This window comes from Pseudomonas sp. LD120 (assembly GCF_009861525.1).
GTDB lineage: Bacteria > Pseudomonadota > Gammaproteobacteria > Pseudomonadales > Pseudomonadaceae > Aquipseudomonas.
This window is the reverse complement of record NZ_WVHL01000003.1, coordinates 219,061-239,009: the sequence shown is the minus strand read 5'-3', so window position 1 is coordinate 239,009 and position 19,949 is coordinate 219,061. Positions and strand designations below refer to the sequence as shown.

At 61.1% G+C, this 19,949-nt stretch carries 17 protein-coding genes; 10 read left to right on the top strand and 7 right to left on the bottom strand.

The features are described 5' to 3' along the window. Positions 1-31: 31 nt before the first annotated feature. Both PLD_RS07290 and PLD_RS07285 read right to left on the bottom strand, forming a co-directional pair. Positions 32-1,024 carry an NAD(P)-dependent oxidoreductase gene (locus tag PLD_RS07290; protein WP_159891251.1) on the bottom strand — a complete coding sequence of 331 codons (993 nt, stop codon included), beginning with the start codon at positions 1,022-1,024 and terminating at the stop codon, positions 32-34. Positions 1,025-1,118: 94 nt separating this feature from the next. After that, positions 1,119-2,018, bottom strand: coding sequence for a LysR family transcriptional regulator ArgP (locus PLD_RS07285; RefSeq protein WP_159891249.1), 900 nt, complete (start codon positions 2,016-2,018; stop codon positions 1,119-1,121). Between the two features lie 110 nt (positions 2,019-2,128). Here PLD_RS07285 and PLD_RS07280 point away from each other — a divergent pair, with 110 nt between their 5' ends. The 10 genes from PLD_RS07280 (at position 2,129) to PLD_RS07235 (ending at position 16,050) form a co-directional block, all read left to right on the top strand. After that, positions 2,129-2,533 carry an ACT domain-containing protein gene (locus PLD_RS07280; protein WP_159891247.1) on the top strand — a complete coding sequence of 135 codons (405 nt, stop codon included), beginning with the start codon at positions 2,129-2,131 and terminating at the stop codon, positions 2,531-2,533. Between the two features lie 2 nt (positions 2,534-2,535). Continuing rightward, positions 2,536-3,138, top strand: coding sequence for a LysE/ArgO family amino acid transporter (locus tag PLD_RS07275; RefSeq protein WP_159891245.1), 603 nt, complete (start codon positions 2,536-2,538; stop codon positions 3,136-3,138). Between the two features lie 176 nt (positions 3,139-3,314). Continuing rightward, positions 3,315-3,911: a superoxide dismutase gene (locus tag PLD_RS07270; protein WP_159891243.1), complete on the top strand. Its 597-nt coding sequence runs from the start codon at positions 3,315-3,317 to the stop codon at positions 3,909-3,911. 303 nt (positions 3,912-4,214) lie between these two features. Beyond that, positions 4,215-6,266 carry a bifunctional diguanylate cyclase/phosphodiesterase gene (locus PLD_RS07265; RefSeq protein WP_159891241.1) on the top strand — a complete coding sequence of 684 codons (2,052 nt, stop codon included), beginning with the start codon at positions 4,215-4,217 and terminating at the stop codon, positions 6,264-6,266. 159 nt (positions 6,267-6,425) lie between these two features. Then, entirely contained in the window at positions 6,426-7,766 is a 1,341-nt protein-coding gene (locus PLD_RS07260) for an imelysin family protein (RefSeq protein ID WP_159891239.1), read from the top strand. Between the two features lie 332 nt (positions 7,767-8,098). Continuing rightward, positions 8,099-9,526, top strand: coding sequence for a di-heme oxidoredictase family protein (locus PLD_RS07255; protein WP_159891237.1), 1,428 nt, complete (start codon positions 8,099-8,101; stop codon positions 9,524-9,526). 43 nt (positions 9,527-9,569) lie between these two features. Beyond that, positions 9,570-10,634 (top strand): imelysin family protein, encoded by a 1,065-nt coding sequence (locus PLD_RS07250; protein ID WP_159891235.1) that lies wholly within the window; start codon positions 9,570-9,572, stop codon positions 10,632-10,634. 2 nt (positions 10,635-10,636) lie between these two features. Beyond that, positions 10,637-11,734 (top strand): DUF1513 domain-containing protein, encoded by a 1,098-nt coding sequence (locus tag PLD_RS07245; protein WP_159893430.1) that lies wholly within the window; start codon positions 10,637-10,639, stop codon positions 11,732-11,734. 127 nt (positions 11,735-11,861) lie between these two features. After that, on the top strand, positions 11,862-13,013 hold the full coding sequence (locus PLD_RS07240; protein ID WP_159891233.1) for an efflux RND transporter periplasmic adaptor subunit: 1,152 nt from the start codon (positions 11,862-11,864) through the stop codon (positions 13,011-13,013). A 13-nt stretch (positions 13,014-13,026) separates the two neighbouring features. Then, on the top strand, positions 13,027-16,050 hold the full coding sequence (locus tag PLD_RS07235; RefSeq protein ID WP_159891231.1) for a multidrug efflux RND transporter permease subunit: 3,024 nt from the start codon (positions 13,027-13,029) through the stop codon (positions 16,048-16,050). A gap of 57 nt (positions 16,051-16,107) precedes the next feature. On the opposite strand, the gene PLD_RS07230 is transcribed toward PLD_RS07235, so the two are convergent. The 5 genes from PLD_RS07230 to colR form a co-directional block, all read right to left on the bottom strand. After that, the gene (locus tag PLD_RS07230; protein ID WP_159891229.1) at positions 16,108-16,332 is read right to left on the bottom strand and encodes a hypothetical protein; all 225 of its coding nucleotides are present in this window, start codon (positions 16,330-16,332) and stop codon (positions 16,108-16,110) included. A gap of 2 nt (positions 16,333-16,334) precedes the next feature. Next, on the bottom strand, positions 16,335-17,048 hold the full coding sequence (locus PLD_RS07225; RefSeq protein ID WP_159891227.1) for a lipopolysaccharide kinase InaA family protein: 714 nt from the start codon (positions 17,046-17,048) through the stop codon (positions 16,335-16,337). A 4-nt stretch (positions 17,049-17,052) separates the two neighbouring features. After that, positions 17,053-17,733: a class I SAM-dependent methyltransferase gene (locus PLD_RS07220; protein ID WP_159893428.1), complete on the bottom strand. Its 681-nt coding sequence runs from the start codon at positions 17,731-17,733 to the stop codon at positions 17,053-17,055. Between the two features lie 197 nt (positions 17,734-17,930). Beyond that, a complete protein-coding gene (locus PLD_RS07215; protein WP_159891225.1) occupies positions 17,931-19,211 on the bottom strand; it encodes a HAMP domain-containing sensor histidine kinase in 1,281 nt (426 codons plus the stop codon). Continuing rightward, entirely contained in the window at positions 19,201-19,884 is a 684-nt protein-coding gene (colR, locus tag PLD_RS07210; protein WP_159891223.1) for a two-component system response regulator ColR, read from the bottom strand. Before colR ends, PLD_RS07215 begins: the two co-directional genes overlap by 11 nt. Positions 19,885-19,949: the final 65 nt, after the last annotated feature.

Here is a 19,949-nt window from a genome sequence, read left to right as displayed (position 1 = left end):
GGACCGATGCACACTCGGTTCAGTTTTGATGTCAGCTCAAGTCCTGAGCCTTCCACCAAGCGCAGAATTCATCCAGGGCGGCCCACAGACTGACTTTAGGCTCATAGCCCAGATAATGCCGGGCCCGGCTGATGTCGAGGGTGAAATTTTTGTGCATCACCAGCATCCCCAGACGCGACAGGGTCGGCTCCGGGCGCCCCGGCCACACCTTGCACAGCCCCTCGTTGAGCGCCGCCATGCTGTAGGCCAGGCCAAAGGAGCGGTATCGAGTGACTTGCGGCACCTGCATCTGGCGCATGACGTAATTGACCACGTCCCACACCGGCACCGGCGCGCCGTTGCTGATGTTGTAGACCTTGCCCAGGGCCGAGCCCGTGGCATGCAGGCAGCTGAACAGCGCGTCGTTGAGGTTGTGCACGCTGGTGAAGTCGACCTTGTTCAAGCCGTTGCCAATGATCGCCAGACGGCCCTTGCGCTGCAGCTTCAGCAAGCGCGGGAAGATGCTCATGTCGCCGGCACCGGTCACGAAACGCGGGCGCAAGGCAATCACTTCCAGACCGAACTCCTGAGCGCCAAAGACCTTCTGTTCAGCCAGGTACTTGGTGGCGGCGTAAGGGTGCTTGAAACGCTTGGGTACTTGCTCTTCGGTCAGCCGCAAATGGTCACGGCCATCGAAATAGATCGACGGTGAGGACAAATGCACCAAGCGCCGCACTCGTTGCTTGAGGCAGGCCTCGACCACGTTTTCGGTCACCAGCACGTTGCCCTGGTGGAAGTCCTGGTAGCGCCCCCACAACCCCACGGCACCGGCGCAATGCACCACCGTGTCGACATCGTGGCAAAGTTCGCGCACCCGTTGCGCATCCTCCAAGTCGCCCGGGACAAACTCCGCGCCACGCCTCACCAAATGCTCCACCGCTTCGGCGCGGCGTCCATTGACGCGCACCTCCAGGCCCTGCTCAAGGGCAAAACGGGCGAAGCGCCCGCCAATGAAGCCGCTTGCGCCGGTAACCAGAATTTTCATGAGTTTTCCTAAAAAACAGTGACGCGTTAAAGGCCACAAACCGCACGTTAAAAATCACAGTGCAAGCGCTCTGCTTGCAGCTTGTCGCTGACGCCTACGGCTGCTGCCAAGGCACCAGCCATTGTGCGGATAAGCGTGCCAGGTGCTCGGTCAGCAAGCCCAGCAGTTGCCCGCCGTTGCGCCAATGATGCCAGTACAGCGGCACATCAATGGGTTTATCAGGCAAAAGCTCCAGCAGCACACCCCGCTCCAGTTGCTCGCGAACCTGCAGTTCAGGCACCAATCCCCAACCAAGACCGGCTTCAGTCAAGCGGATGAAGCCTTCGGAAGACGGGCACAGATGATGCTCGAAACCGCCATCGACCCCCAGGGACGCCAGGTAGCGATGCTGCAGGAAATCATCGGGGCCGAACACCAGCGCCGGCGTCCTGGCCAACTGCTCGGCGCGCACGCCCTGAGGAAAGTGCCGGGCGATAAAGGCCGGACTGGCCAGGGCACGGTAACGCATGGCCCCCAGCAATAGACTGCGTGCCCCGGCCACCGGGCGCTCGCTGGCGCAGACGCAAGCCGCTACTTCCCCGGCGCGCATGCGCTTGAGGCCAACGGTCTGGTCTTCTACCACCAAGTCCAGAAGCAAATGCTGCTCGGCACAAAAATCGCCCACCGCCTCGGCCCACCAGGTAGCCAGACTGTCGGCGTTGAGAGCGATGCGCAAGCGCTCCGGCCCCCCTTCCTCGTCCAGCGCCGGCACCAGGCTCTGCAAGTCGCGCTCCAGCAAGCGCACCTGTTGCACATGGTTGAGCAGGCGCCGGCCGATTTCGGTGGGCGCCGGAGGGGTCGCCCGTACCAGCACCGGCTGCCCGACCCGCGCCTCAAGCAATTTGACCCGCTGGGAAACCGCCGACTGCGACAAGCCCAGTACCTGCGCCGCCCGCTCAAACCCTGCCTGTTCGATCACCGCGGCCAGCGCGGAGAGCAACTTGTAGTCGAACATCAGTTTTCCTAATGAGAGATCAGCAATATTGGTTTTTCTTATACAGCGGCGCGGCGGAAAATAGCCAGCGTAAAGCCTCTGCAATACCTCTTCGTTCAAGGATCATCTTCATGGCTGGTGAAACCTCCCTCGCAACCCTGCTGCGCAGCATGAGCCCGCAGCTCAATGACGGTCAGTACGTGTTCTGCTCCATCACTGACCGCAGCCTGCTGCAGGACTGCGAAGTGCTGGGCAGCTTTCAAGAGCGCGAGGGCCTGACGGTGATTCTCCAACGCCAACAGGCCGAGCGCCTGGGCTTGAGCTTCGACTACGTAGCCGCCTGGATCACCCTTGACGTGCATTCAGCCCTGGATGCCGTGGGCCTGACCGCAGCCTTCGCCGGCGCTCTGGGGCAGGCCGGAATCAGTTGCAACGTGATCGCCGGCTACTACCACGATCATCTGTTTGTCGGTCAGGCGGACGCCACGCGGGCCATGACGGTCCTGCAACAACTGGCCGCCGGCGAGGAGCAATAACCATGTGGCAAAGCTATGTAAACGGCCTGTTGGTGGCCGCGGGACTGATCATGGCCATCGGCAGTCAGAACGCCTTCGTCCTGGCCCAGAGCCTGCGACGCGAACACCACTTGCCAGTGGCGGCGTTGTGCGTCACCTGCGATGCGCTGCTGGTGGCGGCAGGCGTTTTTGGTCTGGCGACCCTGCTCGCCCAAAACCCGACACTGCTGGCGGTGGCCCGCTGGGGCGGCGCAGCATTTCTGATCTGGTACGGCGCTCAGGCCCTGCGTCGCGCTTGCGCAAAACAGAGCTTGCAGCAAGGCCAGGGCCAAACCTTGCGTTCACTGCGGGCGGTGATGCTCAGCGCCCTGGCAGTAACCCTGCTCAACCCCCACGTTTACCTGGACACCGTGCTGCTGATCGGCTCGCTGGGGGCGCAGCAAATCGAACCCGGCGCCTACGTGGCTGGCGCCGCCAGCGCTTCATTGCTGTGGTTCTTCACCCTGGCCCTGGGCGCCGCCTGGCTGGCTCCGTGGCTGGCTCGCCCCAGCACTTGGAGGATTCTCGACCTATTGGTGGCGGCAATGATGTTCAGCGTGGCATTCCAACTGATCAGCGCTGCATGACTTATTCCAAAAGGCTCTGGAACCTCTATCCCACACAGTTGTTGCGTGGTTAAGCCGCCCCCCCGGTGCTATGATCCGAGCCCTGCGCCGCAAAGAGTACAAACTCCCCGGCGCTTGTCTGGCCGCCCGTGATCGGCCTTGCGCTCACCGCAACTGACCTGATTAGGAGAATCATCATGGCTTTCGAATTGCCGCCGCTGCCTTATGCACACGACGCCCTGCAGCCGCACATTTCCAAGGAAACCCTGGAATACCACCACGACAAGCACCACAACACCTATGTCGTGAACCTGAACAACCTGGTGCCAGGCACCGAGTTCGAAGGCAAGACTCTGGAAGAGATCGTCAAAACCTCTTCGGGCGGCATCTTCAACAACGCAGCCCAGGTCTGGAACCACACTTTCTACTGGAACTGCCTGGCGCCAAACGCCGGCGGCCAACCTACCGGCGCCCTGGCTGAAGCCATCAACGCTGCGTTCGGTTCGTTCGACACGTTCAAAGAAGAATTCACCAAGACTTCCGTTGGCACCTTCGGTTCCGGCTGGGGCTGGCTGGTGAAAAAGGCTGACGGTTCCCTGGCCCTGGCCAGCACCATCGGCGCCGGCAACCCGCTGACCAGCGGCGACACCCCGCTGCTGACCTGCGACGTCTGGGAACACGCCTACTACATCGACTACCGCAACGTTCGTCCTAAATACGTCGAGGCGTTCTGGAACCTGGTCAACTGGAAATTCGTCGCTGAGCAGTTCGAAGGCAAGAACTTCGTCGCTTAAACGCATTTGCAGTGCAAAAAACCCGGCCTCGCCGGGTTTTTTTTGCCTCTGACAAAGCGCGCATCTTGTCCCGCCGAGCTGAGACGCTAAGATTCACTGCAGGTAAAAATCAACGCCGCCCCTCAAGTTGCAAGGCATCGTTACCGACACACTGTCCACGGCTATCGCAATCCTGAATCTGATCACCCCGGCCAGCCCTGTAGACATCCTGTACTCAGCAGTCATGTCACTTTGACGACCATCATGGGATTGCCAATACTCATGGCCACTTGACGCTACACGCACGGAACAAGGAATAGCCCTTTGAAGCTGGAACTCAAAAACAGCTTGTCGGTGAAGTTGCTCCGAGTTGTGCTGCTGTCGGCGCTCATCGTCGGCGTAGTGCTGAGCTGCGCCCAGATCGTCTTCGATGCCTACAAGACTCGACAGGCGGTCGCCAATGACGCCCAGCGCATTCTCGACATGTTTCGCGATCCATCGACCCAGGCGCTCTATAGCCTGGATCGGGAAATGGGCATGCAAGTCATTGAGGGCCTGTTCCAGGATGAGGCTGTGCGCATGGCCTCTATCGGCCATCCCAACGAAACCATGCTCGCGGAAAAAAACCGAGACCTGCAGAAATCTTCCAGTCGCTGGCTGACCGACCTGATTCTGAGCAAGGAACGCACCTTCACCACCCAACTGGTGGGACGCGGGCCTTATAGCGAGTATTACGGCGACCTGAGCATCACCCTGGACACGGCGACCTACGGCGAGGACTTCATCGTCAGTTCGGTGATCATCTTCATCTCCGGAGTCCTGCGCGCCCTGGCCATGGGGCTGGTGCTGTACCTGGTCTACCACTGGTTGCTGACCAAACCGCTGTCACGGATCATCGAACACCTGAGCAACATCAACCCCGACCGCCCCAGTGAACACCAACTGCCCCTTCTCAAGGGCCACGAAACGAACGAACTGGGGATCTGGATCAACACCGCCAACCAACTGCTGGTGTCCATCGAGCGCAACACCCACTTGCGCCACGAAGCAGAAAACAGCCTGTTGCGCATGGCCCAATACGACTTCCTCACCGGCCTGCCTAACCGCCAACAACTGCAACAGCAATTGGACAAGATCCTGATAGATGCCGGGCGCCTGCAACGTCGGGTGGCGGTGCTGTGTGTTGGCCTGGATGACTTCAAGGGCATCAACGAACAGTTCAGCTATCAGACCGGTGACCAGTTGCTCCTGGCCCTGGCTGACCGCCTACGCAGCCACAGTGGCCGTCTTGGCGCCCTGGCGCGCTTGGGTGGCGACCAGTTCGCCCTGGTCCAGGCCGATATCGAGCAGCCTTATGAAGCGGCGGAACTGGCGCAAAGCATTCTCGACGACCTGGAAGCCAGCTTCGCCCTCGATCACCAGGAAATCCGCCTGCGCGCCACCATCGGTATCACGCTGTTCCCGGAGGACGGCGACAGCACGGAAAAACTCCTGCAGAAGGCCGAGCAGACCATGACCCTGGCCAAAACCCGCTCACGCAATCGCTATCAGTTCTACATCGCCAGCGTCGACAGCGAGATGCGCCGTCGCCGAGAACTGGAAAAAGACCTGCGCGAGGCCCTGGCCCGGGAGCAGTTCTTTCTCGTCTATCAGCCGCAGATCAGCTATCGCGACCATCGACCTGTAGGCGTCGAAGCCCTGATTCGCTGGCAGCACCCGGAACACGGCCTGGTGCCGCCAGATCAGTTCATTCCCCTGGCCGAGCAAAATGGCACCATCATCGCCATCGGCGAATGGGTGCTGGACCAAGCCTGTCGCCAACTGCGCGAATGGCACGACATGGGCTTCAGCGACCTGCGCATGGCGGTCAACTTGTCCACCGTGCAACTGCACCACGCCGAACTGCCGCGGGTGGTCAACAACCTGCTGCAGATCTACCGTCTACCGCCCCGCAGCCTGGAACTGGAAGTCACCGAAACCGGCCTGATGGAAGACATCAGCACCGCCGCCCAACACCTGCTGAGCCTGCGACGCTCCGGGGCGCTGATTGCCATTGACGACTTCGGCACCGGCTACTCGTCCCTGAGCTACCTGAAAAGCCTGCCCCTGGACAAGATCAAGATCGACAAGAGCTTCGTCCAGGACCTGCTGGATGACGACGACGATGCCACCATCGTCCGCGCCATCATTCAACTGGGTAAAAGCCTGGGCATGCAGGTCATTGCCGAGGGCGTGGAAACCGCCGAGCAAGAGGCCTACATCATCGCCGAAGGCTGCCATGAAGGTCAGGGCTACCACTACAGCAAACCCCTGCCGGCTCGGGAGTTGAGCGCCTACCTGAAACAAGCGCAGCGCAGCAACGCAGCGATCCTTTGAACGGGTCCCTGCGCTGACCGCATTGACCTCGCGAATCCGTTCTGAATAAGAAATATTTGCAAGCGCGCCCTTTACACATAATGCAAATCTTTCGCATTATGTGGCAGCTTTTTGCGCGCCCCGCGCCGTCCACTCCCCTCTCGAAGCAGGATGTTCGCCATGATTCGTATGCCTCTGGCCACCGCCAGTCTGTTGGCCATCGCTATTTCCCTCGCCGGTTGCGGCGAAGGTAAAGACGACAAAGCGGCCGCCCAAGCGCCAACCCCGGCCACCCGCACGGCCACCCCAGCCAGCGACGCCGCCGGCAAGGTCGATGAAGCGGCCGCCAAGGCGGTGGTCGCACACTATGCCGACATGGTCTTCGCCGTTTACAGCGATGCCGAATCCACCGCGAAAACCCTGCAAACCGCTATCGATGCGTTCCTCGCCACGCCCAACGACGACACCCTGAAAGCTGCCAAGGCCGCGTGGGTCGCCGCTCGCGTGCCGTACCTGCAGAGCGAAGTGTTCCGCTTCGGCAACACCATCATCGATGACTGGGAAGGTCAGGTGAACGCCTGGCCACTGGACGAGGGCCTGATCGACTACGTCGACAAGAGCTACGCTCACGCGCTGGGCAACCCGGGGGCTACCGCCAATATCATCGCCAACACCCAGATCCAGGTCGGCGAAGACAAGGTCGACGTGAAGGACATCACCCCGCAAACCCTGGCCAGCCTGAATGAGCTGGGCGGCTCCGAGGCCAACGTCGCCACCGGCTACCACGCCATCGAATTCCTGCTCTGGGGTCAGGACCTCAACGGCACCGGCCCTGGCGCCGGCGCCCGTCCAGCGTCCGATTACCTGGAAGGCACTGGCGCCACCGGCGGGCACAACGACCGTCGTCGCGCCTACCTGAAAGCCGTGACCCAGTTGCTGGTCAACGATCTGCAAGAAATGGTCGGCAACTGGAAGCCGGACGTGGCTGACAACTACCGAGCGACCCTGGAAGCCGAACCGGCTGAAACCGGCTTGCGCAAAATGCTCTTTGGCATGGGCAGCCTGTCCCTGGGTGAACTGGCGGGCGAGCGGATGAAGGTGTCCCTGGAAGCCAACTCGCCTGAAGACGAACAAGACTGCTTCAGCGACAACACCCACAATTCGCACTTCTACGATGCCAAAGGCATTCGCAACGTCTACCTGGGCGAATACACCCGTGTCGACGGCACCAAGATGACCGGCGCCAGCCTGTCGTCCCTGGTGGCCAAGGCCGATCCGGCTGCCGATGAGACGCTGAAGGCCGACCTGGCCGCCACCGAGGCCAAGATCCAGGTCATGGTCGACCGCGCTAACAACGGCGAGCACTACGACCAACTGATTGCCGCTGGCAATGAATCCGGCAATCAGGTTGTGCGTGACGCCATCGGCGCCCTGGTCAAGCAGACCGGTGCGATCGAACAGGCAGCGGGCAAGCTGGGTATCGGCGACCTGAATCCGGACAACGCCGATCACGACTTCTGATCCGCGCCGCTTCCAGTAAAAGACGACCTTCGCAGGCGGTGTGAAAACACCGCGAGGCAAGACAGGGCAAAAAGGTGAGGAACGGCCAGGGTCGTATTCGACGTCTCTGGCTGTGAATGAGCGTTCCGATCGGGCTCGCTCACCCACCTGTTTTTAACCCCGCGTGGCCAAACACTGCCGTGTTCTCTGGCCTGTGCGGATCGTCTTTTCATGTTCTTTGCCGCCCTGAAGAAATTTGCCCTGAATCAAAGCAAACGATAATTCCTCTTATTCAAACTTCATCACCCTGTTAGACTTTGCGCCCTTATTTTGCTCGTCTTGCAGGATGTCCGATGCTTTCGTTGCTGATCCGCTGGTCCGCTCTGGTCTTCGCCTTGAGCCTGAGTGCCTGCAACGATGCTCCGCGCTTTACCCAGGCCGAACCTGGCGAAGCCCGCGCCGGCGGTGCGACCACCGTCAACAAAGCTGATCGCAATGCCTTCTCCCTCCCCTCGGCCAACCTGCCACCGACCCGTCGCCTGGACTTCAGCGTGGGCAACAGTTTTTTCCGCAGTCCCTGGGTGATTGCCCCTTCCACCACCACTGCCCGTGATGGCCTGGGTCCACTGTTCAATACCAATGCCTGCCAGAACTGTCACATCAAGGACGGACGCGGTCATCCGCCGACGCCGGATGCGCTGAACGCCGTGTCGATGCTGGTGCGTCTGTCGATCCCGGATGATCCGGCCTTCGCCAGGCTCATCGAGCAAGTCGGCGTGCTGCCAGAGCCGGTGTATGGCGGCCAGTTGCAAGACATGGCCGTTCCCGGGGTTCCCCCCGAAGGGCGCGTGCGGGTGGACTACGAGACAGTGCCCGTGCGTTTCAAGGACGGCACCTTGGTCGAGCTGCGCAAGCCAACGCTGCAGATTACTGACCTGGGTTACGGCCCGATGCACCCGGACACTCGATTCTCGGCCCGGGTCGCGCCAGCGATGATCGGCCTGGGGTTGCTTGAAGCCATTCCCGAAGAGGCGATCCTGGCCAACGCCAAACCGGCTAAGGGGGCTCAAAACGCTGTTGCCGGACGCCCCAATTGGGTCTGGGATGATGCCCAGCAAAAAACCGTGCTCGGGCGTTTTGGCTGGAAGGCCGGGCAACCCAACCTCAATCAACAAAATGTTCACGCGTTTTCTGGTGATATGGGCCTGACCACAAGCCTAAGGCCCTTTGATGACTGCACCGACACCCAGACCGCCTGCCGACAGGCCCCCAACGGCAATGGCCCGGACGGCGAACCGGAAGTCAGCGACAACATCCTGCGCCTGGTGTTGTTCTACACCCGCAACCTGGCAGTGCCGGCGCGTCGTGACGTTGACTCGCCGCCCGTGCTGGCGGGCAAGAACCTGTTTTTCCAGACCGGTTGCCAGGCCTGCCACACGCCAAGCTTCACCACCGCTGCCAATGCCGCGGAGCCTGAATTGGCCAACCAATTGATTCGCCCCTATAGCGACCTGCTGCTGCATGACATGGGCGAAGGTCTGGCCGACCACCGCACCGAATTCAAGGCCAGCGGTCGTGACTGGCGAACCGCGCCACTGTGGGGCATCGGCCTGACCGAAACGGTCAGCGGCCATACCCAGTTCCTGCATGACGGTCGCGCTCGCAACCTGATGGAAGCCGTGCTCTGGCACGGCGGTGAGGCGGAAGAGGCCAAACAACAGGTGCTGAACTTCGATGCCCAGCAACGCGCGGCGTTGCTGGCCTTCCTGAATTCTCTATAACGCTCGACCCATCTGCTTTCTCCACAATAAAGGGAGCCCGAACATGTTCCGCCCCAAACTGTTGTTCACCAGCCTTGCCGCACTCGCCCTGGGCGCCTGTTCGCCACAGGACCCACAAGCCGTTACATCGGCGGCCATCGCCAAGCAGGTGATCCTGCCAACGTACAGTCGCTGGGTCGATGCCGACCGCCAGTTGGCCATCAGCGCCCTGGCCTTCTGCGAAGGCAAGCAAAGCCTGGACACCGCCCGGGCTGATTTCCTCCACGCGCAAAAAGCCTGGGCCGAACTGCAGCCGCTGCTGATCGGCCCGCTGGCCGAAGGCAACCGTTCCTGGCAGGTGCAGTTCTGGCCCGACAAGAAGAACCTGGTGGGTCGCCAGGTCGAGCAGTTAGTCACCGCCACCGCCCCCATCGACGCCGCCAGCCTGGCCAAATCCAGCGTTGTGGTACAGGGCCTGTCAGCCTACGAATACATCCTCTTCGACAGCAAGATCGACATGGCCGACAGTGCGCAGAAAGCCCGCTACTGCCCCCTGCTGACGGCTATTGGTGAACGCCAGAAACACCTGGCCGAAGAGATTCTGGCGAGCTGGAACACCACTGACGGCATGCTCGCGCAGATGAGCAAGTTCCCCAACCAGCGCTACGCCGACTCCCATGAAGCCATCGCCGACCTACTGCGGGCTCAAGTCACGGCGCTGGACACGTTGAAGAAGAAACTCGGTACGCCGATGGGCCGTCAGACCAAGGGTATCCCCCAACCATTCCAGGCTGATGCCTGGCGCAGCCAGTCGTCCCTGCCAGGCCTGGAGGCCAGCCTCAGCGCCGCCCAGACTGTGTGGGCCGGGGTCGACAACCAGGGCTTGCGAGGCCTGCTGCCCGCCGATCAGAAGCCTCTGGCCGACAAGATCGACGCCGCCTACGCCGCGTCACTGAAGCTGTTTGCCAGCACCCAACGCTCGCTGACCGAAATGCTCGCCGACGATGCTGGGCGCCAGCAACTCAACGATCTCTATGACAGCCTCAACGTGGTCCACCGCCTGCACGAAGGCGAGCTGGCCAAAGCGCTGGGTATTCAACTGGGCTTCAATGCCAACGACGGTGACTGATGATGCTGCGACGTCAGGCTTTAGCACTGGGCAGCCTGCTGCTCAGCGCGGTGACCTTGGGCGGCTGGACGCTGTTCAAGCAAAAGGGCAAACAGCCCTTGCTGCTGTCGGCCAGGGACGATGCTGATGGCAAGCACTACGCCGTCGGTTATCAACTGGACGGTCAACAGGTGTTTGCCACCCAGGTCGGTCAGCGTTGCCACGACATCATCAATCACCCGCACCTGCCGATCGCACTGTTCGTCGCCCGGCGACCGGGCACCGAAAGCTACCTGATCGATCTGCGCGACGGTGCTCTGCTGCAGACGCTGGTGTCGCAACCCGACCGGCATTTCTATGGCCACGCGGTGATCCACAAGGACGGCCAGTGGCTGTATACCACCGAGAACGACACCCGTGACCCGGGGCGTGGCCTGCTGGGTGTCTATCGCTTTGAAGGTGAGCGCCTGGTGCACAAGGGCGAGCTGTCGACCCACGGCATCGGCCCGCATCAGGTGTCGTGGATGCCGAATGGCGAAACCCTGGTGGTGGCCAACGGCGGTATTCGCACTGAAGCGGAAAGCCGGGTGGAGATGAACCTCAACGCCATGGAACCCAGCCTGGTGCTGATGCAGCGCGACGGCACTCTGCTGAGCAAGGAAACCCTGGCCCAGCCGATGAACAGCGTGCGCCACATGGGCATTGCCAGCGACGGCACCATCGTCACCGGCCAACAGTTCATGGGCGCGGCCCACGAGTCTTCGCAGTTACTGGCCATCAAGCGGCCGGGTCAGCCGTTCGAGGCTTTCCCGGTGCCCGAGCAGCAGTTGCAAGCCATGGGGCACTACACCGCCAGCGTCGCGGTGCACAGTGACCTGCGGCTGGTGGCCCTGACCGCCCCACGGGGCAATCGCTTTTTCATCTGGGACCTGGACAGCGGTGCGGTGCGGGTCGACGCGCCACTGCCTGACTGTGCCGGCGTCGGCGCAGTGGCCGATGGCTTCGTGGTGACCTCGGGACAGGGCCGTTGCCGCTTCTACGACTGCCGCCAGACGTCAATTGTGGCCCAGCCCCTGGACCTGCCTGCCGGGCTCTGGGACAACCATCTTCACCTGATCTGAAGCCTGCCGCCCGGTGCGAGAGCGCCGGGCACGGCGCCAGATGGCAGGACGCTCGTCTGGAATCGCCCCGTGACTCGGAGTAATGTCTAGCGGACTGGTTATCCTGGGCCTTCCAAGGAAACGGAATATGCTGCGTCGCCGCATGCTGATCATGTTGGGTATGGTTCTGTTGGTCGTGCTGTTACTGGCCGGCTATAAGGCATTCTCGATCTACACAATGGTCCAGGTCTTCGCGGCCCCCAAGCCCCCCATCAGTGTCGCGGTCATCACTGCCGACGAAAGACTGTGGCAGAGTCGCCTGCCCAGCATCGGCACCCTCAAGGCCCTGCAAGGGATCGACCTCAGCCTGGAGGTCGCCGGTACGGTCAAGGAGCTGCACTTCGAGTCTGGGCAGGAGGTCAAGCTTGGCCAGCCGTTACTGGCCCTGGACAGCGCGGTGGAACGCGCCCTGCTGCAAACCGCTGAAGCCGACCTCGGACTGGCCCAGCTGGATTTTGGACGCGGCCGCCAACTGGTGGGCAGCCAGGCCATTTCCAAAGGCGAATACGACCGGCTTTCCGCGCAACTGCAAAAGGACAAGGCCACCGTCAACCAGCTCAAGGCCTCACTGGCGAAAAAACGCATCAACGCGCCGTTCAGTGGCACCATCGGTATTCGTCAGGTCGACATCGGCGACTTTCTGGCCAGCGGTACGGTGATCGCCACCCTGCAAGACCTGAGCAGCCTGTATGTGGACTTCTACATTCCCGAGCAGTCGGTGCCGCAAATCGGCCTCGGGCAGACAGTACACGTCAGCGTCGACGCCTTCCCCGGGCAGCTGTTCCCAGGCACCCTCAGCGCCATCAACCCCAAGGTCGAAAGCAGCACACGCAACGTCCTGGTGCGCGCCACCCTGGCCAACCCGGAAGGCCGCTTGTTGCCAGGCATGTTCGCCGACCTGCAAGTGCTGCTACCCAACCCGCAACTCAAGGTCGTGGTACCGGAAAGCGCCATTACCTACACCCTCTACGGCAATTCGGTGTACGTGGTGGCACAGAAGAAAGCCGCCGACGGCAGCCTGGAAAAAGACCACCTGGGCCAACCTCTGCTGATCGCCGAACGGCGCTTCGTCGAAACCGGCGACCACCACGACGGCCTGGTGCTGATCAACAAGGGACTGAGAAAGGGCGAACAAGTGGTCAGCGCCGGCCAGATCAAGCTGGATAATGGCGCCCACATCAGCCCCACTGCGGACAAGTTGCAGCCGGCTCAGCCGAACAGCGCGTCCAGCGCCGACTGATCAAGGAATCTCCATGGCCTTTACCGATCCGTTCATTCGCCGTCCGGTGCTCGCCACTGTGGTCAGCCTGCTGATAGTGCTGCTGGGGTTTCAGGCCTGGAGCAAGCTGCCCTTGCGCCAGTACCCGCAACTGGAAAACGCTCTGATCACGGTCACCACCGCCTACCCCGGGGCCAACGCCGAAACCATTCAGGGCTACATCACCCAGCCCATGCAGCAGAGCCTGGCCAGCGCCGAGGGCATCGACTACATGACCTCGGTCAGCCGGCAGAACTTCTCGGTGATCTCGATCTACGCGCGGATCGGCTCCAACAGCGACCGTTTGTTCACCGAGCTGCTGGCCAAGGCCAACGAAGTCAAGAACAAACTGCCCCAGCAGGCCGAAGACCCAGTGCTGAGCAAGGAGGCCGCCGACGCCTCCGCGCTGATGTACATCAGCTTCTCCAGCCCGCAACTGAGCAATCCGCAGATCACCGATTACCTGTCGCGCGTCATCCAGCCCAAGCTGGCCACCCTGCCGGGCATGGCCGAAGCGGAGATTCTTGGCAACCAGGTATTCGCCATGCGGCTGTGGCTGGACCCAGTGAAACTGGCCGGCTACGGCCTCTCGGCCAGCGACGTGAGCAACGCGGTGCGCCAGTACAACTTTCTGTCCGCCGCCGGCGAGGTCAAGGGCGAATATGTAGTCACCAGCATCAACGCCAACACAGAGCTGAAATCCGCCGAGGCGTTTGCCGCCATTCCCCTGAAAATCGACGGCGACAGCCGGGTACTGCTCAGGGATGTGGCGCGCGTGGAAATGGGCGCGGAAAACTACAACGCCATCAGTTCCTTCGGCGGCGTGCCTTCGGTCTATATCGGTATCAAGGCCACCCCCGGCGCCAATCCGCTGGAGGTGATCAAGGAGGTGCGCAAGCTCCTCCCGGAGCTTGAGGCGCAATTGCCGCCGAACCTCAAATCGGCTATTGCCTACGACGCCACGCTGTTTATCCAGGCGTCTATCGACGAGGTGGTAAAGACCCTGTTCGAGGCCGTGCTGATCGTGATCGTCGTGGTGTTCCTGTTCCTCGGTGCCTTGCGTTCAGTGGTGATCCCGGTGGTCACCATTCCACTGTCGATGATCGGCGTGATGTTCTTCATGCAAATGATGGGCTACTCGATCAACCTGCTGACCCTGCTGGCGATGGTTCTGGCGATCGGCCTGGTGGTGGACGATGCGATCGTGGTGGTGGAGAACATCCACCGGCACATCGAGGAGGGCAAGACGCCGCTGGATGCCGCCCTCGAGGGAGCCCGGGAAATAGCCATGCCAGTGGTGTCGATGACCATCACCCTGGCGGCGGTGTACGCCCCCATCGGTTTTCTTCAGGGGCTGACCGGGGCGTTGTTCAAGGAGTTCGCCCTGACGCTGGCCGGGGCCGTGGTGATTTCCGGGATCGTCGCCCTGACCCTGTCACCGATGATGTGTGCCCTGTTGCTGCGCCACGACGAAAACCCCAGCGGCCTGGCGCACCGCCTGGACCGGATTTTCGATGGCCTCAAACAGCGCTACCAACGCCTGCTCCGAAGCACTCTGGATACCCGCCCGGTGGTCCTGGTGTTTGCACTGATCGTGCTGTGCCTGATTCCGCTGCTACTGAAATTCACCAAGGCAGAGCTGGCACCGGATGAAGACCAGGGCATTATTTTCATGCTGGCCACGGCGCCGCAACCGGCCAACCTGAATTACCTGAATGCCTACACCGATGAGTTTCTGACGATTTTCAAGGCGTTCCCGGAGTACTACTCATCGTTCCAGATCAACGGGTTCAGCGGCGTGCAATCAGGCATCGGTGGCTTCCTGCTCAAGCCCTGGAACCAGCGTCAGAGAACCCAGATGGAAATCCTCCCAGAAGTCCAGAGCAAGCTGTCGGGCATCGCCGGGCTGCAAGTCTTCGGTTTCAACCTGCCGGCCTTGCCCGGTACCGGGGAGGGCCTGCCCTTCGCTTTCGTGATCAACACCCCCAACGACTACGAGTCACTGCTGGAGGTGGCCAACCGGGTGAAGCAGCGCGCGATGGCGTCCGGCAAGTTTGCCTTTGTCGACATCGACCTGGCCTTTGACAAACCCGAAGTCGTGGTGGACATCGACCGCGCCAAAGCAGCGCAGATGGGGGTGACGATGCAAGAGTTGGGAGGCACCCTGGCAACCTTGCTCGGAGAAGCGGAAATCAACCGTTTCACCATCGATGGACGCAGCTACAAGGTGATCGCCCAGGTAGAGCGCGCCTACCGTGACAACCCTGGCTGGCTGAACAATTACTACGTAAAAAACAACAAAGGCGAATCCTTGCCACTGTCGACGCTGATCACCATCAGCGACCGCGCCCGCCCGCGACAGTTGAACCAGTTCCAGCAGCTCAACGCCGCGACCCTCTCTGGCGTGCCCATTGTCAGCATGGGCGAGGCCATCGACACCATGACGCAGATCGCCGCGCAAGAGGCCCCCGCCGGTTACGCCTTCGACTACGCCGCCGCCGCACGCCAATACGTTCAGGAGGGCAATGCCTTGTGGGTAACCTTCGGCCTGGCCTTGGCCATCATTTTCCTGGTCCTGGCGGCGCAGTTCGAGAGCTTCCGTGACCCGGTGGTGATCCTGGTGACGGTACCGTTGTCGATTTGTGGAGCCCTGATCCCACTGTTTCTCGGCTGGTCGAGCATGAACATCTACACTCAGGTCGGCCTGGTGACACTGATTGGCCTGATCAGCAAGCACGGGATCCTGATCGTCGAATTCGCCAACCAGCTACGCCGGGACAAAGGCCTGAGCCCACGGGCGGCAGTTGAAGAGGCTGCGGCGATCCGTCTGCGCCCGGTGTTGATGACCACTGCGGCGATGGTCTTTGGCATGGTGCCACTGATCCTCGCCAGCGGTGCCGGAGCGGTGAGCCGCTTTGACATCGGCATGGTCATCGCCACCGGTATGTCCATCGGCACGCTGTTCACCCTGTTCGTCCTGCCCTGCATCTACACACTGCTGGCCAAACAGGACGCGTGAACCTCGGACAAAACAAGACCTCGCAATGCGAGGCCTTCTGGTGATGGGGCCAACGTCTCAACTCTGAGGTTTCAAGCCCTGGGTCATACCGAACATGAACAACAGCAAATCATGGTCGGGCCTGGCCACCGCCGAGGCTTTCGCCACTCGCGGCAATGGACAATGATCGCCTTGGGCGGCACTGAGCACCTGCGTTCGCGGCTCCTCCCAGACAACCACGGCCAAGGAAGCAACTGCCAAGGCTCCTGCCAGGAACAAACCTCGTGCAATTTCTAGCTTCATCGCTATAAACCTTTGATGGGGCTGCCAAACACCGTTGTATAAAAATAGTAGAGCTTTCGCCAGTCCGTCTCACTCCACGACGAGTGGCGGCGCAGTTGCTTGAGATCATGGGCAGCGGCCCGTTGACTGCTCAAGCGCTGGCGGCACTTCTCGAAATCCAGCAAGGCGATCCTCACCTGGGCTGTGTCACCCTCACCGTCCACCCGCACGAACACATGCTTGGCGTAGAGGCAGCCATGCTGCCAGCGACCCTTGTGCATGCGCGCCAGGGTCCCCGCCAGTGCTTGCAACACGCGATCGTGAAGCGCTTCGCCCTGCCGTTCACGCTCACCGGCGGCATACCAGGCGTCGATCTCCACAAAGCCATCCAGGGCTGCGGTGACCAACAAGGCTTGCCAGTGGCTCTGAGAATCTCGCCGGGAACCACAGAACACCAACTCCGGTACTTCGACATCGAGCAACCGCAGCCCCATGATCGCGTCCTGTTCACGTAAAGCCGTCGGTCGCCCCAAGGGATGGCGCCAACTGCGATAAATATGACCTGTCTGTCGCTTGGCGTAGAGCAGGCGACCGCTGGTGCTCAGAATTCGTTGTACGCCGCTCTCTCCGCCTCGACGCTGGTTGGGCTCCTCGACCCACTCACCTTGTATATTCCAGAAGTACTCAAAGCGATCTGTGGGCGCGGCATCCATCTCCGAAGCACATTCAACAGCCATCCTTTTACCTCTTGCGTAATACGTAAACTCGCCACATGGCGTAGAGCGGAAAGAAGTCCAGGTGCTCCTGAACACGAAAACCGGCTTGCCTGAATTCTTCTTCGACCGTAGCCGCCGGTAACACGAAACGATTCTGGTAACCCTCCTGCCCACCTTCGGACAATCGCTCACGCTCCATGCGCTTGCGTTTCCAGGCCTTGAAATTGCCATCGACCCACAACGAAATGATCACGCTATCACGGCTCACCCGTTGAAACTCACGTAACAGCGCCATCCGGTGCTCGGCCTGACCAATGTGGTGCAGCAAGCGCATGGAGAAAATGCAGTCCACAGCGTTATCCGGCAAATCAATGGCAAACGCCGACGTCTGCAAGGGTCGTACCCGTTTCACCACATCGGCCGGTTGCGCCACTATGGCGGTGTTGAGCATAGCCGCCGAATTATCGGCGCCGATAATTACGCGATTGGCCTTCTCCGCCAGCAACGGCCAGAAACGCCCGGCACCGCACGGCAGATCCAGAACCAGACCCGGCTCGCCCACCGACGCCAGCGCGGTACGGGCGAGCTGTTCATCACGCCAATGAGACAAGCGCCGCGCCAGACCATCCTGGTGCTTGAGCCAATATTCCTGAGCATGCTGGGCATCGTACTTGTCGGAGAATTCCAGCTTGATTGGTTTAGCCATCATCAAAGTCTCCCGTAACTGATGCCCCCACCTTAGGCAGCGGCATGTCAGCGACAGGTCATCCCTTTGTGAAAACTTCGTACTGGCCCACGTAGAAATATTTCAGCGTTTTACAGTGCGCAGACAGTGGCCTCGGGCCACTTGAGAAAAAAATCGACAGGCAACAGGCCCTGCGAAACAGGGTCAGGCATATGCAGTCAGGGCTTGGCCGCTTGCAGCTGCACGTGAAAACGACAGCCATTAGGGGTCATGGTGCTGAGGCTGACGCTCCAACCCTGGTTCTCGCAAATACGCTGCACCAGGGACAGGCCCAAGCCCAAGCCTTCGCCACGTTTTTCATCACCGCGTACGAAGGGCTGGAACATCGCCTCGCGTTTTTCCTCAGGAATCCCCACGCCGCTGTCTTCCACGACAAACCCATCCACTTGGAGGCTCAAGCGGATAAAACCCTGTTCGGTGTAGTGCAAGGCATTGCGCAACAGGTTGCCCATCACCGCATGCAGGAAGGTCGCGTTATACAGGGCCTCACCCGGCTGACCGGGTTCGAAGATCAGCTCGATTCCCTTGGCGTTGATGGCATCGCTCCACACCCCGATCAAGTCATCGGCAGCCTGACGCAGCGTCAGTTGCGGCGACATGCTGGCGTCCTCCCGCTGGGCCCGCGCCAACATCAGGAAGGTTTGCACCAACTCCCGCATTTCCTCACAGGCACGGGCAATGCGTTCGACCTGAGCCCGGCCGCGCAGGTCCAGTCCGGGGTTTTCCAGCAGCAGCTCACAGGAGGAGGCCAACACCATCAACGGCGTGCGCAGCTCATGACTCACGTCGCTGGTGAACAGCCGCTCACGACTCAATGCCTGACGCAGACGCCCCAAGGTGGCGTCGAAGGCGACAGCCAGCTCACCCACTTCATCCGCCGCATAATCGGGTGCCAACGGGGGTGCCAGTCCCAGCAACTGATCGCGGTGACGCACTTGTCGGGCCAAGCGCACCACCGGTGCCATCACCCGGCGCGCAAGGATCCAACCCAGGAAGACCGCCAGCGCCAGGCTGAGGAAAAAGCCCACCAGCACCACGGCGAATAGCACTCGCTCACGTTCTTCGAAATCGCTCTGATCCTGCAGCAGCACATAACGCCGGCCATCCACCACTTCGACCATGGCGTGATAGGACAACTGCTCGCGAAACACTTCATGGAAGCCCGGGTCCAGATGACGCAGATCTTTCGGCAACTCGAAATCACCCGGCCCACCGCTGTAATAGAACAATTGGTCGGGCTCGGGACGGTGGCTCCAGTCAGCAACGTTATCCATCAGCAGCAGGCGCTGCAGATCCCCGCCCAGGCCAGCGGAGATGAGTTTCTCTTCCACCAGGTGCACGGTGGCTACGATGCCCATGGCGAACGTGCCCGCCACCAACGCGCTCATCAGCGCAAAGGCAATGATGATGCGCTGGGCAAGGCTTTGCTTAAACTCCATCTCGGCCCTCGGCCAAGCGGTAGCCAACCCCGTGCACCGTGTGCAGCAGCGGCTTGGCAAAGGGCTTGTCGATCACTTGGCGCAATTGGTGAACGTGACTGCGCAGGCTGTCACTGTCCGGGCAATCATCGCCCCACAGGGCTTCTTCGAGGACTTCCCGACGCAGTACATGAGGGCTCTTCTGCATCAGCACCGCCAACAGTTTGAGGCCCACGGGGTTGAGCTTGAGCAGCCGACCCTCGCGGGTCACTTCGAGGGTGTCCAGGTCATAACTCAGGTCGCCAACCTGCAACGCCCGGCGACCGCCGCCCTGAGAGCGGCGCATGACCGCCTCGATACGCGCGGCCAGCTCCGAGAGGGCAAAAGGCTTGATCAGGTAATCGTCGGCCCCGGATTTGAACCCCTGAAGCCGGTCGTCCAGTTGGTCGCGAGCGGTGAGCATGATCACTGGCGTGTCACGCCGGGCGTCTTCACGCAAGCGCTTGCACAGGGTGTAGCCGTCGATTCCCGGCAGCATGATGTCCAGCACGATCAGGTCGTAATGCTCGGTGGCGGCCAGGTGCAACCCCGACAGACCATCCTGGGCGCAGTCGACGGTATACCCCTTGAGCCCCAGGTAATCAGCTAGGTTGGCGAGAATATCGCGGTTGTCTTCAACCAATAGAATTCGCATCGGCACTCTCTCTGTACACAGTTACCGCCGTCTTGGCACGCGCAGCTTAAGGCCAAGTCCGGCTC